13 protein-coding genes and 1 rRNA gene are annotated in these 16428 nt (G+C 72.1%); 3 read left to right on the plus strand and 11 right to left on the minus strand.

What is annotated here, in order from left to right:
- Positions 1–179: 179 nt before the first annotated feature.
- Positions 180–296: ribosomal RNA gene (gene rrf / locus QSK30_RS11885) — 5S ribosomal RNA — on the plus strand.
- A gap of 91 nt (positions 297–387) precedes the next feature.
- Here the strand turns inward: rrf and QSK30_RS11890 are convergent.
- Together QSK30_RS11890 and QSK30_RS11895 are read right to left on the minus strand one after the other, a co-directional pair.
- Positions 388–1602 (minus strand): glycoside hydrolase family 27 protein, encoded by a 1215-nt coding sequence (locus QSK30_RS11890; RefSeq protein WP_285502247.1) that lies wholly within the window; start codon positions 1600–1602, stop codon positions 388–390.
- A gap of 49 nt (positions 1603–1651) precedes the next feature.
- Entirely contained in the window at positions 1652–2587 is a 936-nt protein-coding gene (locus tag QSK30_RS11895) for a bifunctional helix-turn-helix transcriptional regulator/GNAT family N-acetyltransferase (protein ID WP_285502248.1), read from the minus strand.
- Positions 2588–2686: 99 nt separating this feature from the next.
- On the opposite strand from QSK30_RS11895, the gene QSK30_RS11900 reads away from it, so the two are divergent.
- Entirely contained in the window at positions 2687–3175 is a 489-nt protein-coding gene (locus QSK30_RS11900) for an isochorismatase family protein (protein ID WP_285502250.1), read from the plus strand.
- A 131-nt stretch (positions 3176–3306) separates the two neighbouring features.
- Here QSK30_RS11900 and QSK30_RS11905 read toward each other — a convergent pair whose 3' ends face one another.
- The 5 genes from QSK30_RS11905 to QSK30_RS11925 form a co-directional block, all read right to left on the minus strand.
- Positions 3307–4956, minus strand: a complete 1650-nt coding sequence (locus tag QSK30_RS11905) for a glycosyl hydrolase family 18 protein (RefSeq protein WP_285502251.1) — start codon at positions 4954–4956, stop codon at positions 3307–3309.
- Between the two features lie 166 nt (positions 4957–5122).
- Positions 5123–6604, minus strand: a complete 1482-nt coding sequence (locus tag QSK30_RS11910; RefSeq protein WP_285502252.1) for a glycoside hydrolase family 3 N-terminal domain-containing protein — start codon at positions 6602–6604, stop codon at positions 5123–5125.
- Positions 6604–7437 carry a carbohydrate ABC transporter permease gene (locus QSK30_RS11915; protein WP_502871829.1) on the minus strand — a complete coding sequence of 278 codons (834 nt, stop codon included), beginning with the start codon at positions 7435–7437 and terminating at the stop codon, positions 6604–6606. The genes QSK30_RS11910 and QSK30_RS11915 overlap by 1 nt, the downstream gene beginning before the upstream one ends.
- A 4-nt stretch (positions 7438–7441) precedes the next feature.
- Positions 7442–8419: a carbohydrate ABC transporter permease gene (locus tag QSK30_RS11920; RefSeq protein WP_285502254.1), complete on the minus strand. Its 978-nt coding sequence runs from the start codon at positions 8417–8419 to the stop codon at positions 7442–7444.
- A 10-nt stretch (positions 8420–8429) separates the two neighbouring features.
- Positions 8430–9698, minus strand: a complete 1269-nt coding sequence (locus QSK30_RS11925; protein ID WP_285502256.1) for a sugar ABC transporter substrate-binding protein — start codon at positions 9696–9698, stop codon at positions 8430–8432.
- Positions 9699–9914: 216 nt separating this feature from the next.
- On the opposite strand from QSK30_RS11925, the gene QSK30_RS11930 reads away from it, so the two are divergent.
- Positions 9915–10679, plus strand: a complete 765-nt coding sequence (locus QSK30_RS11930) for a GntR family transcriptional regulator (protein ID WP_285502258.1) — start codon at positions 9915–9917, stop codon at positions 10677–10679.
- A gap of 98 nt (positions 10680–10777) precedes the next feature.
- Here QSK30_RS11930 and QSK30_RS11935 read toward each other — a convergent pair whose 3' ends face one another.
- The 4 genes from QSK30_RS11935 to QSK30_RS11950 form a co-directional block, all read right to left on the minus strand.
- Entirely contained in the window at positions 10778–12289 is a 1512-nt protein-coding gene (locus QSK30_RS11935) for a beta-N-acetylhexosaminidase (protein WP_285502260.1), read from the minus strand.
- A 112-nt stretch (positions 12290–12401) separates the two neighbouring features.
- Positions 12402–13415, minus strand: a complete 1014-nt coding sequence (locus QSK30_RS11940) for a lactonase family protein (RefSeq protein ID WP_285502262.1) — start codon at positions 13413–13415, stop codon at positions 12402–12404.
- Positions 13415–15013 carry an N-acyl-D-amino-acid deacylase family protein gene (locus tag QSK30_RS11945; protein ID WP_285502264.1) on the minus strand — a complete coding sequence of 533 codons (1599 nt, stop codon included), beginning with the start codon at positions 15011–15013 and terminating at the stop codon, positions 13415–13417. Before QSK30_RS11945 ends, QSK30_RS11940 begins: the two co-directional genes overlap by 1 nt.
- 54 nt (positions 15014–15067) lie before the next feature.
- Complete coding sequence (locus tag QSK30_RS11950; protein WP_285502265.1) at positions 15068–16375, minus strand: amino acid deaminase; 1308 nt, start codon at positions 16373–16375, stop codon at positions 15068–15070.
- Positions 16376–16428 lie beyond the last annotated feature (53 nt).

The raw sequence follows: 16428 nt of genomic DNA on the forward strand, positions 1-16428 counted from the left end.
GGCCAGAGATGGAAGCCCTGTAAGGGGTGGAGTTGACTGGTACTAATAGGCCGAGGGCTTGCTACAAAAATGCTACGCATCCACTGTGCGGTGTCTGAGACACCAACCACCCCCGCCACCGCGGGACCCTGCTCAGGGGTTTGCTGGTGGGGTTGTTGGTTGTGTTTGTTTCATAGTGTTACGGCGGTCATAGCGGTGGGGAAACGCCCGGTCCCATCCCGAACCCGGAAGCTAAGCCCACCTGCGCCGATGGTACTGCACTCGTGAGGGTGTGGGAGAGTAGGACGCCGCCGGACTAAAATTAGGATGAGCCCCGGTACTTCTCGAGAAATCGAGAAGTACCGGGGCTTGTTCGTGTTCGGGGCACGACCGCCACCGGCCAGGAGCTCAGCCCCGATCCGGCGAGACCCGGTAGAAGACGACGCCGTGCGGCGGCACCGACACGGAGATCGTCCCAGCGCGGGTGGTGGTCGTCTGACCGGTCCACAGGTCGTGGAGCCCGAATCCAGTCACACCGGGGAATCCCAGCTGCTCGGCGGTGGCGGTCACGGTGGCCGCCGAGGTGCCGCGGTTCAGCAGGACCACCGCGCTGTCCCCGCCGGACAGCGGCTTGCGCCAGATCTCGTGGTCGCCGTCGTCGAAGACCCGGTACCCCTGGGTGCCCGCCCAGTCCTGGTCCACCGCGATCACCTCGGGGTTGGTCAACACCGCCCGGACCGACTCGGGCATGGTCGTCAGGTCGTTGCCCGCCAGCAGCGGGGCGTTGAGCAGTGCCCACAGGCTGAACTGGGCCCGGTCCTCAGCCAGGGTCAGCGGGCCGTTGCCGACCTCCAGCATGTCCGGGTCGTTCCAGGCGCCTGGGCGCGAGTACCGCTCCAGCCCGACCTGCCGGTCCAGGACGTCCAGCACGCTGCCCCAGTCGGCGCTGATGTCCCCGGTGGTGCGCCACAGGTTCGCCACCGCCGGGCGCCAGCGGTCGACGGGTTGCTGCGGCTGGCGGTGGACGCTGTAGACCACCGGGCGCCCGGTGGCGGCCAGCGCGTCGCGCATCAGGGTGAAGCCGGCCTGCGGGTCGACGCCGTCCTGTTCGGCCAGGCACCAGTCGTACTTGAGGTAGTCGACGCCCCAGGCGGCGAAGGTGGCCGCGTCCTGGCGCTCGTGACCGAGGCTGCCCAGCCTGCCCGGGTAGCCGGCGTAGATGTTCGCGCAGGTGCGGGTACCGGGAGTGGCGTAGAGGCCGAGGTCGAGGCCCACGGCGTGGGCGTGGTCGGCGAGCGCCTTGATCCCGTCGGGGAAGCGCGTGGGGTCGGCACGCAGGGCACCGGTGTCGGTGCGCGCGTCCGCCTGCCAGCAGTCGTCGATGGCGACGTACCGGTACCCGGCCTCGCGCATGCCGGTGGTCACCAGGGCGTCGACGGCCGCCCGGATCTTGTCCTGGTCGATGTCGCAGCCGTAGGCGTTCCAGCTGTTCCAGCCCATGGGCGGCGTCCTGGCGAGGCCGTTGTCGGCGACCGCGGGGGCGGTGGCGGGACCAGGGGCGACCGCTAGCCCGGTCACCAGCACCACGGCCAGGAGTTCGACGACGGCCCGGGCCCGGTTCACCGGTCCCACCCTGCGGCAGCGGGGGACCGGTGGCAACACCGGGGCCGGGTCAGCTGATCGGCAGCTCGGCGCGGACGTCGTCCCCGTGGTTGGTCAGCGTCGCGCCGCACGTGCGCAGCGCGCCCAGGGCGGCGGCGTTGCCGGTGGTGGTGTCGGCGACGATGAGCCGCACCCCGGCGGCGGCCGCCTCGGTCACCAGCGCCTTGAGCGCCGCGGTGCCGATGCCCTTGCCGCGGGCCGAGCGCCCCAGCCACATGCCGGTCTCTGCCTCGTCGGGGGACAGCCGGGCCATCCGGATCATGCCGGTCAGGCTGCCGCCCGCCTCCACCGCGTACATGAGGGTGCCGCGGGCGCCCTCGAAGTGCGCCCGGTGGAACTCGCGGAACGCGTTCTCCGCGGCCGGGGTCCACACCTCGCCGTCGGGGACCGGGGGCATCACATCGATCGGGCGGGCCTCGTGCACCGCCACGGTCAGCAGCCGCTCGGTCGTCGCCTCGTCGAGGGGCAGCAGCCGGACGGTCGGGTCGGTGGGCTTGTCCGCCCGCACCACGTCGTACATGCGCTCGAGGAACCTCCTGGCCACCGCGAGCTCGGCCCCGTCGAACTCGCGCATCGCGGCGACCATATCGGTGATCACGCCGCCGAAGAACGCCCAGCCCAGCCGGACGGCCTCCTCCTGCACGCCGAGCAGGACCCGGCGCCGGTCCCGGTTGTCCCTGGTGCGGCGCACGTAGCCGGCGCGCACCAGCCGGTCTACCAGCGCGGTGACCGAGGCCGAGTTCAGCGCGAGCTTGCCGCTGAGCCAGCCCGGGGTCGCCGCGTAGCCCTCGCGGCGGGCGTCGAGCAGGTGGATCAGCGCCCGCAGGTCGGTCGGGTGCAGCCCGTTGGCCGCGGCGAACTCCGAGCCCATCAGGTCCATCCGGCCGGTGATCCGGCGCAGCAGGTGGACCAGCTCCAGTCCGGCGTCCCCGTCGTCCACGTCCACGTGGTACCTCCGCGACTCTCCTGGGGGTGAGCACTGCCACCTGGACAGTGCCCCTGCTTAAGTTAGGCTTGCCTAAGTTCGACGAGCAGGAGGTCCGCCATGACGCACTACGCCATGTCCGCCGCCGCCCGGTTGCCGCGCGCCGCGGTCGACCGCCCGGTCTCGGCGGAGCGCGCCCTGCTGCTCGTGCACGACATGCACGACCCGCACCGGGTGGCCGAGCCGGTCGAGCACTCGCCGGTGGCCGAGCTCGCGCACAACGTGGGCAAGCTGTGCGACACCTGCCGGGACCTGCGGGTCCCGGTGCTGCACAGCACCGGCGGACTCGACTTCGGGGCGCTGCGCGAGCTGCTCGACCGCGACGGCCGCGACCAGCTGCTCGTCACCGGCTACCGCGCGCACGCCGCCTGCCTGATGGCCGCGGCGGGCCCGCTGCTCGCCGGTGTCTCGGTGTACTGCGTGGCCGACGCGGTCGCCGACGTCTCCCTCGACGACCACCAGGCCGCCGTCCGGGCCGCCGCCGACCACGGGGCGACCCCGACGACCACCGGCCGGGTGATCGGCCAGCTGCTCGGCGTACTGCCGTGACCTGGCCCAGCCGACCCCCGCTGGACGTCCTCAGTGGACGTCCACACAGGACTAACCGGTCGGGAACGGGCTGAGCGGCTGCCCGGGGTTGACCCGAGCAGCCGCCCACACCGGCCCGTCCCAGCCGGAGACTAGCCGCGCAGTGCCGAGATCAGCTCACCGTTGGTGGTGTCACCGGAGAGCTCCCAGAAGAAGGAGCCGCCGAGACCCTGGGAAGCCGCCCAGCTCCGCTTGCCCGCGATGGTCGCCGGGGTGTCGTAGCTCCACCACTGGTTGCCGCAGAACGCGTACGCGGTACCCGCGATGGTGCCGTTGGCGGGGCAACGGGTCTTGAGGACCTTGTAGTCCTCGATCCCCGCCTCGTAGGTGCCCGGACCCGCGCCGGTGGCGGTGCCACCGGGAGCGGCCTGGGTCACGCCGGTCCAGCCGCGGCCGTAGAAGCCGATGCCGAGCAGGATCTTGCTCGACGGGATGCCCTTGCTCTTGAGCTTGGCCACCGCGTCCGCGGTGTTGAAGCCCTCGTGCGGGATCCCGGTGTACGAGGTCAGCGGGGAGTGCGGCGCCGTCGGGCCCTTGGCGTCCCACGCACCGAAGAAGTCGTAGGTCATCGGCATGATCCAGTCGAGCGACTGGGCCCCACCCGCGTAGTCCGCGAGGTCGAGCTTGCCGCCGTTGGAACCGTCGGCCGAGATGGCGGCGGTGATCAGGTTGCTCGACCCGAACTTGGCGCGCAGCGCCGTGAGCAGGGTCTTGAACGCCGCCGGACCGCTGGTGTCGCAGGACAGGCCGCAGGCGTTCGGGTACTCCCAGTCGATGTCGATGCCGTCGAACACGTCGGCCCAACGCGGGTCCTCGACCAGCTTGTAGCAGGACTCGGCGAACGCGGTGGCGTTGGCCGCCGCCTGGCCGAAGCCACCCGACCAGGTCCAGCCGCCGAACGACCAGATGACCTTGAGGTTCGGGTACTTCTTCTTCAGCTTGCGCAGCTGGTTGAAGCTGCCGCGCAGCGGCTGGTCCCAGGTGTCGGCCACGCCGTCGACGCTCTCGCCCGCGGTGTAGGCCTTGTCGTAGTCGGCGTAGGAGTCACCGATGGTGCACTGGCCGTTCTGGACGTTGCCGAACGCGTAGTTGATGTGCGTCAGCTTCGCCGCGGAACCACTGGTGTCGATGTTCTTCACGTGGTAGCCGCGACCGTAGACGCCCCACTCGGCGAAGTACCCGACGACCTTGCCACCGGGGGGCGGCGGCGTGGTGGTCGTGGTCGTCGTCGTGGTGGTGGGGGTGGTCGACGTGGTCGACGAGGTCGTCTTGGTGGTCGACGTCGTCGTGGTGGTGCTCGACGGCCGGGTCGTGGTGGTGCTCGTGGTCGTGGTGGGGTTGGTGCCACCCGAGCACGCCGCGCCGTTGAGCGTGCAGTTGCTCGGCGAGCCGGTGCCCGAGCCGTTGAAGCCGAAGGACGCGGTGCCGCCGGCCGGGACGCCGCCGTTCCACGACAGGTTGGTGAACTTGTAGTGGTTACCGGTCTTGGTCAGCGCGGCGTCCCAAGCGGACGGGATGTTCGAGCCCGACGGGAGGTCGAACTCGACCGCCCAGCTGGTCAGCGCGCTGCTGCCGCCGTTGCGGATCGTCACCTTGCCCGTCCAGCCGGAGCCCCAGTCCTGGGTCTTCTCGAACTCGGCGGTGGGCGAGGCGGCGCCACTGGCTGGCGCGGCCACAATTCCGAACGTGACGGCGGCCGCGGCAATCGCTGCAGCGGTCAGATGCCATCTGAACCTGGACAATTGTTCACCTCGAAGGGGAGCAGGGATAACACTGTCTACCGTGGTCCAGACCAATATTTCGGGACAAGGTCTAGACCAATAGTCTCACTCGAATGGAGCAATCTCGCCATCCGAATGGACCGCTCTGTGGCGTGTCGGTGACACGCGGTCATTGCTCGGTCGGGCGTCAGCCGGCGGTTTGTCTGAGACGTCCGGATACCGCGGCCACCGTCTCCGCCGCCGCGCGCAGGCTGGACCAGGAACCGCCGAAGGTGTCCACCCGGCCCGCGGTGCCCAGCTCGGGCCCCGCCGTACCGGTCTCCACGTGCACGACCGCCGCTGCCACGGCGACCAGGCCCGCGATCAGGTCCAGCACCGCCGGGTGCCGGTGGGCGTCCCGGGTGGCCACGACGACGTCGCGGTCCCGGGCCGTCTCGAGCAGGTCGCCCGGCTCGGCCGCGGTGACCCGCACCGCCGTGCCGTCCGGTAGCAGCCCCACCAGGTGCGGCCCCAGGCCCCAGGGGACCGGACCCGCCGCGATGGTCGGCTCGACCTCCACGTCGACCACCAGCGGGCGCTCGCCCAGCGGTGGCAGGTGATTGGTCCGCAGCGCCTTGCGCGCCACGGTGAGCCCGAGCTCGGCCTCGTCCCGGGCGACCACACCGCCCGCGGGCCGCACACCGAGCCCTCTGGTGCGCGCCGCGGCCTCGGTCAGCCGCTCCTCGGACAGACCGCCGGAGCGGACCTCGGCCACGATGCGGTCCACGATCGCCGCCACGGCCCCCGCGTCGGCGATCTCACCGCCCACGCACAGCGAGTCCGCGCCCGCCCTCAGGGCGCGCACCGCCGCGTCGGCCAACCCGGCCGCGTTGCCCAGGTGCCCGGCCACGGCGCCCATCTCCAGCGCGTCGGTCACGACCGCGCCGGTGAAGCCGAGCTCGGCGCGCAGCACGTCCAGGATCGCCGTCGGGTTGGTCGTGGCGGGCTCGGCGCCCCACTGCGGGACCACCAGGTGCCCGGTCATGACCGACCGCACGCCCGCGGCGATGGCCGCCCGGAAGGGCACCAGCTCCACCGCGCGCAGCTCCTCCGGCGTGCGCGGCAGCACCGGCAGCGTGAAGTGCGAGTCCGTTGTGGACGCCCCGTGCCCGGGGAAGTGCTTGGCGCAGGCGGCCACGCCCGTGCTCTGCATGCCCCGCACGTAGGCACCGACGTGCGCGCCCGCCGCGTAGGGGTCTGAGCCGAACGCGCGCACCCCGATGATCGGGTCGTCCAGGGTGAGCGTCAGGTCCGCGCAGGGCGCCAGGTCCAGGGTCACCCCGCACGCGGCCAGCCGCGCGCCCAGGGCCGTGCCGACCGCGGCGGTGAGGCCGAGGTCGCCCGCGGCGCCCAGGGCCAGCGGCCCGGGGAGCTTGGACCCGGTGGCCGCGTCCAGGCGGGTGACGTCGCCACCCTCCTCGTCGATGCCGACCACGACGTCGGCGCGCGCACCGCGCAGCTGCTCGGTGAGCCGGGCGACCTGCTCGTCGTCGACGATGTTGCGGCCGAAGAGCACCACGCCGCCCAGCCCGGCGGCGATCCGCTCGCGGACCCAGTCCGGCGCGGTGGTCCCGGCGAACCCGGGCAGCAGCACGGCCTCGGCCAGCGCGCGCAGTCGTGCCTCGCCCATCAGCCCTTCACCGCCCCGGCCGTCGCGCCGCCGACCAGCTTGCGCTGGAGCAGCAGGAAGAAGATCAGCGCGGGCACCGCGTAGATCACCGAGGCGGCCATGATGCCGCCCCAGTCGGTGCCGAACGCGGTCCGGAACGACGACAGCCACACCGGCAGCGTCAGCTTGTCCTGGTCGCGCATGAACACCAGCGCGTAGAGGAACTCGTTCCACGCGGTGATGAAGCTGAACACCGAGGTCGCCACCAGGCCGGGGCCCAGCAGTGGCAGCGTGACCCGGCGGAACACACCCCACCGGCCGCAGCCGTCGACCATGGCCGCCTCCTCGAGCTCGATCGGGATGCCCTTGACGAAGCCGCGCAGCGTCCACACCGTGAACGGCAGCGTGAAGGCCACGTAGACCAGCAGCAGGCCCCACAGCGAGTTGAGCAGGTCGGCGTCGCGCATGATCAGGTACATCGGCACGAACAGCGCCTCGAGCGGCGCCAGCTGGGAGACCAGGACCAGCAGGATGAAGCCCTTGCGGCCGCGGAAGCGCATCCGCGCGAGCGGCACCGCGGCCAGCAGCCCCGCGACCAGCGCGAAGACCACCGAGCCCAGCGTCACGATCAGGCTGTTGGTGAGGAAGGTGCTGAAGCCCGGCTTGGCGATCGCGTTGCCGAAGTTCTCCAGCGTCGCCGACAGCGGGATCAGGTCGTAGTCCGGGGACAGGATCTGCGCCGGGGTCTTGAGCGCGGTGGTGAACATCCAGTACGTCGGGAACAGGAACACCACGGCGATGACCAGGCCGAAGACGGCGAGCGCGACCCGCTGGGCGGGAGTCTTGCGCAGCATGGGCTCAGAGCTCCGTTTCCGGCGAGCGGACCAGCAGGCGCATGTAGCGCCAGGTCACCGCGACCAGGATGATCAGCATCAGGACGGCGACCGCGGCGGAGACGCCGAAGTGGCTGCCCGCGATGCCCTTGAGGTAGAGCAGGACCGGGAGCGTGGTGCTCTGCCCGTCCGGACCGCCCTGGCGGATCGCCCAGACCTGGGCGAACACCTTGAAGTCCCACAGCACCGACAGGAACGTGACCAGCATGAGCAGCGGGCGCAGCGACGGCCAGCTCACCGCGCGGAACGCCTGCCAGCCGGTCGCGCCGTCGATGGCCGCGGCCTCGTAGAGGTCCTTGGGGGTGCTCAGCAGCCCGGCGTAGAGGGTGAAGGCGATGAAGGGCACCGCCTGCCACAGCACCAGCAGGCCGATCACGGTCAGCGTGGAACCGCCGCTGGCGAACCACGAGTGCCCCTTGAAGGAGTCGAAGCCCAGCAGCACCAGGGTCTTGTTCAAGATCCCGTACTCCTGGTCGAACATCCACTGGAACACCGTGGTGGTGGCCACGATCGGGGTGGCCCAGGCCAGCACCAGGCAGACCTGCAGCGAGATCCGGACCCAGGTGCTCAGGTGCCGCATCAGCACCGCGATGCCCAGGCCCACCAGCAGGGTGGAGAGCACGACGGTGACGGTGAAGACCGCCGTGCGCAGGGCGATGACCCAGAACTCCGGGTCGTTGAGCACGTTCGCGTAGTTGTCGAGGCCCACCCACTTGATCTCGCCGCGGACCAGCTCACCGAGGTCGAGCTTGCGGAAGCTGATCGCGATCACCTGCAGCGCGGGCCACCCGAGCAGGGCGACCATCAGCGCCACGGCGGGCAGCAGCATCAGGTAGGGCAGGGCGATGTCGGACAGGGGGCGGCGCGCCCGGCGCCCGGCGCCGGGCCGTGCTGCCGGCGGGGGGGACCCCGCCGGCAGCACGGTGTTGACAGTCGATGTCATCGTGTCCCGATCAACTGCCGGAGAACGCCTTGTTGAGCGCGGCGTTGGCGTCGGAGGTGGCGGCGTCGATCGTCTTGGCGCCGGTCAGGTACGCGGTCAGCATGTCCTTGATCGGGTTCTGACCCGCCTCGATGGTGGCCCAGCCCGGGGTCGCCGGGACGGCCTTGCCGTTGGTCGATGCCTTGGCCATGGCGGCGTTCACCGGGTCGGCCTGCAGCGCGCTGACGTCCTTGGAGGTGCCCGGGATCATGCCCGCCTTGGCGAACTGACCCTGGTACTCGTCGGTGGAGATCAGCTTCAGGTAGTCCTTGGCGAGGTCCTGGTCCTTGCTGTTGGCCGGGATGGCCAGGTTCGAGCCGCCCTGGAACACCGGCGCGGTCTTGCCCGCGTCCTTGGACGGGATCGGGAAGGCCGAGGTCTTGTCCTTGATCGTCGGGTCCGACTTGGCCGCGGTGGCGACCTCCCACGGGAGTGCGACGATCATGGCGACCTTGCCGCCGCCGTAGATGCCCGCCTGCTCGGGGGTCTGCTCGTCAGCGTCCTTGGGCGCCTTGGTGCCCGAGGCGTCGATCAGCTGCTTGTAGAACTCCAGGCCCTTCTTGGCCTCGGCGCTGTCCAGCGTGGCGGTGAACTTGGTGCCGTCCTTCTTGGCGATGTCGCCGCCCTCGTCGTAGATGAACGACAGCAGGGTGTACCAGTTCTGGCCGGGCAGGTAGAGCGCCTGGAAGTTCGGGTCGCTGCCGAACTTGGCCTTGAGCTTGGTGATCGCGTCCAGCCACTCCTGGCGGGAGGTGGGCGGCGCGGCGATGCCCGCCTCGGCGAACATGTCCTTGCGGTAGAGGATCTCGCGGTTCGCGGCGTAGAACGGGATGGCGTACTGCTTGCCGTCCCAGTTGCCGGAGTCCTTGAGGCTGGACAGCCAGTTCGCGCCGTTGAAGTCACCCGTGCTGGCGGTGAGGTCGGCGAGCACGCCCTCCGAGGCGAACTTGGGCGCCTGGGTGTTGCCGATCTCGATGACGTCCGGGGCGTCGTTGCCCGACAGCGCTGTGGTCAGCTTCTGCTGGATGCCGTTCCACTGCTGGACCTCGTACTTGACGGTGACGTCCTTGTGCGTTTCCTGGAACTTCTTGTGCAGCGCGTCGGTCAGCGTGGCGGGAGCCGACCCGTTCATCAGCCACACGGTGAGCGTGCGGGGACCCGACGGCGCGGCGCTGCTGGTTCCGCTGCCCGAGCCCGACCCCGATCCCGCGCACCCGGCGACCGCGAGTGCGACCGCCATACCCCCGACCATTGCCTTCGACCAACTTCTCACGGTGATGCTTTCCTTCCGGACGCTGCCCCCCCGACAGGTGGGGGAGCGAAGGACTTGAGTGGTTTAGACCATTGCGATTAGAGTGGTCCGTACTTCTCGGGCTTGTCAAGATAAATGCTTAAACGTGACATCAGATGTCCGTCTCGACGCGGGTCGCCGACGGCTGGGCGAGCAAGGAATGACATGGGTGAGAACCTGCCCGGCGATGCCGTGGAAAATGGCAAGAAATCGCCTCGAACGCCGAAGCACTGGGAACTCAAGGAGCGGCTCGCCGAGCTGCTCCGGGTGGTCTCCCCGGGTGGCTCGCTGCCCGGGGAACGGGCCCTGGCGAGCGAGTTCGGGGTGTCCCGGACGACCGTGCGCAAGGCCCTGGCCGAGCTGACCGCCGAGGGGAGGTTGACCCGGGTGCACGGCAGCGGCACCTTCGCGGGGGAGGGCAAGCTGACCCAGCGGCTGCAGCTGTCCTCCTACACCGAGGACATGCGCTCGCACGGGCGGCACCCGACGTCCTCGCTGCTCGACGCCCGGATCGGGGCCGCGGACCCGGAACTGGCGCTGCTGCTGGGCATCCGCTCCGGTGACGACGTGCTGCGGCTGCGCAGGCTGCGGCGCGCCGACGGCGAGCCGATGGCCATCGAGACCTCGCGGCTGCCGCTGGCCCGGTTCCCGGGCCTGGAGCGGCACGTCGGCGACGGCTCGCTCTACGGCCTGCTCTGGGAGTACTACGGGGTGGCGCTGGGCCACGCCGAGGAGACCATCGAGACCGCGCTGGCCACCCCGGCCGAGGCGGCGCTGCTGGGCAATGAGGCGGGCGCGCTGATGCTGCTGCTCTCCCGCCATTCCTTCGACACCGAGGGCCGACCGGTGGAATGGGTCCGCTCGGTATACCGGGGTGACCGGTACAAGTTCGTCGCCACGCTCGTTTCGCCGCAATCGGACCACCACTGACGCGCAATTCCGGTCCGGCCCTCGGGTCGGGCCGGAATATCTTCGGCGGTGCTCGTGGTAGCGCGTTCCTCGCTTTCTCCGTGCGGACGTCTCGCGGGTCACCGGACCGGTCTGGGGCGGCCCGGCACCCCGGGTCGGAGCTGCCACGGGCGCGGTCCGGCCAGTGGCCGGTACTCCACGCCCAGCGCGTCGAGCCTGGGCAGGTGGTGGGTGGCCACCCGGTCCAGGAACTCCGCCTGGTCCCGGGGCTCACCCGGGCTCCAGACCACCTCGGCGAACGCGGCCAGCCTGGGGAAGGCGGCGTAGTCGACCCGCCGGGGGTTGTCGAGGTACTCGGTCCACAGCTGCGCCTGCGCGCCCAGCACCCGGTGGTGGGCGTGGGCGGGCAGCTCGGCCGGGACCGGCTCGTAGGCGTGCACGTCGGCCAGGGTGCGCACGAAGCCCACCGGGATCGGCTCGTCGGGGTGGTCGGCCTGCCGGTGGTCGAGGTAGACCTGCTGCTCGGGGCACATGACCACGTCGTGCCCGGCCAGCGCGGCGCGCACCCCGGCGGCCTCGCCGCGCCAGGACGCGATGACCGCGCCCGGTGGCAGGTCGCCGACGTCGAGGATCTCGTCCCAGCCGAGCACCCGGCGCCCGTGCGTGGCCAGGTGCTGGGCCAGCACGGCGATGAACCAGCCGTGCAGGCCATCCACAGAGGACAGGCCGAGCTCGACCGCGCGCCGCTTGGCCGCCGCGCTGGCGTGCCACTGCGTGGTCGGCACCTCGTCGCCGCCCAGGCACACCACCGGCGAGTCGAAGATGTCCACCACGTGGTCGAGCACCGTGCGGAAGAAGTCCACAGTGGACTCGGCGGGGCTCAGCACGTCCTCGCTGACCCCCCAGCCGTGCCAGACCTCGACCGGCTCGCCGGTGACGCCGAGCTCGGGGTAGGCCGCGATCGCCGCCTGGCAGTGCCCGGGCACGTCGATCTCGGGCACCACGGTGATGTGCCGGTCGCGGGCGTAGGCGACGATCTCGCGCAGGTCCGCGGTGGTGTAGAAGCCGCCGTGCGGGCGGTTGTCGTGGGTCGGGTCGCCGTCGGGCTGCCTGCCCACCCAGGTGCCCGCGCGCACCGCGCCGACCTCGGTGAGCCGGGGGAACGCGGGCACCTCGACCCGCCAGCCCTGGTCGTCGGTCAGGTGCAGGTGCAGCACGTTGAGCTTGTGCGCCGCGAGCAGGTCGAGCACGCGCAGCACGCCCGCCTTGGGCATGAAGTGCCGGGCCACGTCGAGCAGCACGCCGCGCCAGCCGAACCTGGGGTGGTCCTCGACCACGCCGCAGGGCAGCGTCCACGGGCCGCGGTGGATGTCCGCGGCCCGGAAGGCGTCCGGGCCGAGCAGCTGGCGCAGGGTCTGGGTGGCGTGGAACGCCCCGGCCGGGTCGTGCGCGACCGCCTCGACCCCGGTCGGCGATATGGAAAGTCGGTATCCCCCGGGGTGTGGCACGGCGACCGGGTCCAGCGCCACTGTGGACACATCCGTCGCCGCGGCGACCGAGGTCACCACGTGCTCACCGGGAGCGGGCCGCACCACCACCGGCCGGGGGAGCAGGGTGTGCAGGCCGGTCATCGGATCACAGTCCTTTCCCCCATGAGGGTTGCGCGATATGCAACGTAAGTTTCACTGGCGGCAATGCAGAGGATGGTAGAACGAGGCGTGCAGCGGCACAAGCTCCCCTCCCTCAGGGGAAGGAGACCATCGCGGCACCCCGGACCGGGACGCTCCCGGCGACTCGGCCGAGCTCCCCGGTGGCCGGGTCCCTGGGCAGCCAGGTGACCGAGTCGGAGTGCTGGTTGGCCACGTAGAGCCAGGTCCCGTCCGGCCCCAGCGCGTGGTGGCGGGGCCACGCGCCGCCGGTCGGCGCCGACTGCAGCAGCACCGGGACACCGCTGTCGAGGCCGAGCACCGCGATCGCGTCCTCGCCCCGGTTGCTGGTGTAGAGGAAGCGGCCGTCGGGGCTCACCGAGATCTCCGCCGGGTAGGTCGGGTCCGGCGCGCCCGGGCCGACCACACCCACCGAGGGCCCCGGGTTGAGCGTGCCCGCCACCGGGTCCCAGTAGCCGGTGGTGATCTCCGGCCGGTGTTCACCGAGGACGAACACCCGCCTGCCGTCGGGGTGGAACACCAGGTGCCGCGGCCCGGTCCCCGGGGCCAGCGGCATCCGCGAGTGCTCGGTGAGCGCGCCGTCGGAGGTCACCCGGTGCACGAACACGGTGTCCACGCCCAGGTCCACCGCGAGCAGCCAGCGCCCGCTCGGGTCGCCGACCACCTGGTGGGCGTGCGGGGCCGGGCCGGGGTGCCGGAGCCCGCCCGAGCGCGGGCCGACCGAGCCGTCCGGGGACAGCGGGTGCACGCCCACGGTGCCGTCGCCGTAGTGCGCGGTGACCAGGTGGTCGCCGTGCACGGCGAGGTGCGTGGGCGCGTTGCCCAGCGACGGCTGCGACTGCCACACCGCCGGGCTGCCCGGGTCGCTGACGTCGACGGCGGTGACCCGGCCCTCGGCCAGCTCCGCCACCGCGTAGAGGGTGGCGCCGTCGGCGGAGAAGGCCAGCGCCGAGGGCTCGCGCAGCTCCGGCAGCGCCCCGGTGACGGTGAGCGCGCCGCGCGCGACGTCCGCGAGCTCGGCCACCACCAGCCCGTCGCCGCCGATGGTCCCGATGTAGACGGTCTGGCGCGCGTTCTCGGTCGTGCTCATCAGGCCCCCACCCGGCGGATCGAGTGGCCGGGCAGCTCGCCGGTTGGCTCCCCGTCCGAGATCACTGGCACGCCGTTGACCAGCACGTGCGGGATCCCGGTCGCCGCTTGCCGCGGCTGGTCGTAGGTCGCCCGCTCGGCGACGGTCTCCGGGTCGAACAGCACCAGGTCGGCGGCGTGGCCGGGGCGCACCAGGCCCCGGTCGGCCAGCCGCAGCCTGCGCGCGGGGCGCCCGGTCAGGTGCGCCACGCACTCCTCCAGGCCCAGCACGCCGAGCTCGCGCACGTAGTGGCCCAGGTAGCGCGGGAAGGTGCCCCACGCGCGCGGGTGCGGGCGGTCGCCGACGAGCAGCCCGTCGCTGCCGCCGGTGTGCGCCGGGTGGGCCATGATCGCGCGCACGTTGGCCTCGTCGCCGACGTGCATCAGGCACGAGGTGCCCAGCCGCTCGGCGAGCAGCGTGTCGGCGAACAGGTCGAACGGCGCCACCCCGGCCGCCGCCGCCGACTCGGCGACGGACTTGCCCACCAGGTGCCGGTTCGCGGCCAGCCGCACCGCGTTGACCTCGATGGCCCGCCAGTCGACCGGCACGCCGTGGCAACCGTCCGAACCGGACTCCTCCAGCTCGACCCGCACCCGCTCCCGGGTGTCCACATCGGACAGCCGGGCCAGGGTGGCGGCGGCACCGCCCGCCGCGGCCCAGCTCGGCAGCAGCGCGGACAGGTAGGTGGCGCCCGCCAGGTACGGGTAGCTGTCGAGGGTCACGTCCGCCCCCTGGGCCGTCGCGTCGTCGAGCAGCGCCAGCAGCTCGCCCGCGCGGCCCGCGTTGACCGGGAAGTTCATCGTCGCGTGTGCCAGGTGCAGCGGGCACCCGGTGCGCAGGCTCAACGCCACCATCTCCTGGTACGCCTCGAGCGCCCCCGCGCCGTAGCTGCGGTGGTGCGGGCTGAAGTAGCCGTCGTGCGCCGCGACCACCTCGCACAGCGCGGTCAGCTCCCGGTCGTCGGCGTACATCCCGGGCGCGTAGGTCAGGCCAGCGGACAGCCCGACCGCGCCCTCGCGCAGCCCGGTGGCCACCACCTCGCGCATCCGGTCCAGCTCTGCGTCGGTGGCCGGGCGGTCGTCCTGACCCAGCACCAGCATCCGGACGGTGCCGTGCGGCACCAGGTAGGCGGCGTTCACCGCCACACCCTTGTCCAGCCTGCCCAGGTAGCAGCCCACGTCTCGCCAGTTCCAGTCGAACCCGGGCGGGTCGCCGTTCCAGCCCGCCAACTGCTCGCGCAGGACCGTCAGCGTGGTGTCGTCGACCGGGGCGTAGGACAGCCCGTCCTGGCCGAGGACCTCCAGCGTCACCCCCTGCGACACCTTCGCCAGGTGGTCCGGCTCGGCGAGCAGCCGCAGGTCGGAGTGCGAGTGCATGTCGATGAACCCGGGCGCGAGCACCAGGCCGTCGGCGTCCACGACCCGGCCGCCCGCCAGACCACCCGCGGGGTCGATCTCGGCCACACGGCCCGCGGCGACGTGCACGTCGGCCCGGTAGCCGGGGGAGCCGGTGCCGTCGACGACGGTGGCGCCCCGGTAGACGATGTCCGGGGCGGTCATGTCAGGGGACCCGGTTCGGTCGGGTGATGGGAAAGCGTGTCCACGGAAGGCATGTCAGAAGAAGGTACGGACCAGGTCGACCACGGTCTCCCCGTCGGTCCCCGTGAGCGGGAGCAGCGGCCACTTGTCGAACACCGTGCACGGGTGCGACAGGCCCATCCCCACCCAGTCGCCGACCTGCACCCGCGAGTCCGGTGCCAGCGAGAGGAACGCGTGCTGGTCGTTGAGCGCGGTGACCGCGCAGCCCGACAGCGACCGCGTGCCGGACCCAGTGCGCAGCACCTGCGGCTCGGGCAGGTGGATGTCGTAGGGCACGTCCCGCTTGCCCACCGCCAGCAGCGCCAGCCCCGGCTCCGGCCGGGAGATCACCTGCGCCCACGCCCGCAGCGCCGAGCGCAGCGGTGGCACCCGACCCAGTCGCGGGTGGGCGCCCAGCGGGGAGATGTCGCGGTAGAAGCCGTCGTCGTGGGTGATGTAGGCACCGCTGCGCAACACCGGCAGCACCGCGACCCCGGCGGGCCACGGCGCGGTGAGGGCGTCGGCGACCACGTCGAAGAACGCGCTGCCGCCCGCGGTCACGATCACCTGGTCGGTCTCGAACCGACCGCGCAGCGCGGAGACCGCCTCGCGCAGCCTGCCCATGAACTCGGCCACCGCGGCCAGGCTCGCCGGCCCCGCGTCGTGGCCCGCCGGGCCCTCGTAGCCGCCCACGCCCGCCAGCCGCAGCGCCGGGCTGGCCGCGATCGCCTCGGCCACCGCCCGCGCGGTCGACTGGTCGCGCACACCGGTGCGCCCGCCCGGCACCCCGACCTCGACCAGCACGTCCACCGGCCGCCGGGTCCCGGCCAGGCCCGCGGTCATCAGCTCGACCCCGCGCACCGAGTCGACCCAGCAGCTGAACTCGAACCCGGGGTCGGCGTCCAGCTCGGCCCCGAGCCAGGCCAGGCCCGCCGGGTCGAGCAGCTCGTTGGCGAAGAGCACCCGGCTCACCCCGAAGGCCCGGTAGACCCGCAGCTGGCCGACCGTGGCGGCGGTGATCGCCCACGCCCCGTGGTCGAGCTGGCGGGTGAACAGGGCGGGCGCCATCGTGGTCTTGCCGTGCGGGGCCAGCCACAGCCCGCGCTCGGCGCACCAGGCGGCCATCGTGGTCAGGTTGTGCTCGACGGCGCCGTTGTCGAGGGCGACGATGGGACCGACGAACCCGTCGGTGAACAGGCCGGGCCGCCGGGCCAGCGCCTCGGCGACGGTGTGGCCGAAGAGCCCGTGCGGCACGGACTTGAACCGCCAGTCGAGCCGTTCCTCGGCCAGCCGGGCCACCGCCTCGCGGTCGATGCGCGCCGGAGCCGGGACAGCGAGCGTCACCGCGTCCCCTCCCGGTCGGATCGCACTTCTCGGCTCCATCGTGACAGACGGCC

The sequence above is a fragment of the Actinokineospora sp. NBRC 105648 genome (assembly GCF_030269645.1).
Classification (GTDB): Bacteria; Actinomycetota; Actinomycetes; order Mycobacteriales; family Pseudonocardiaceae; genus Actinokineospora.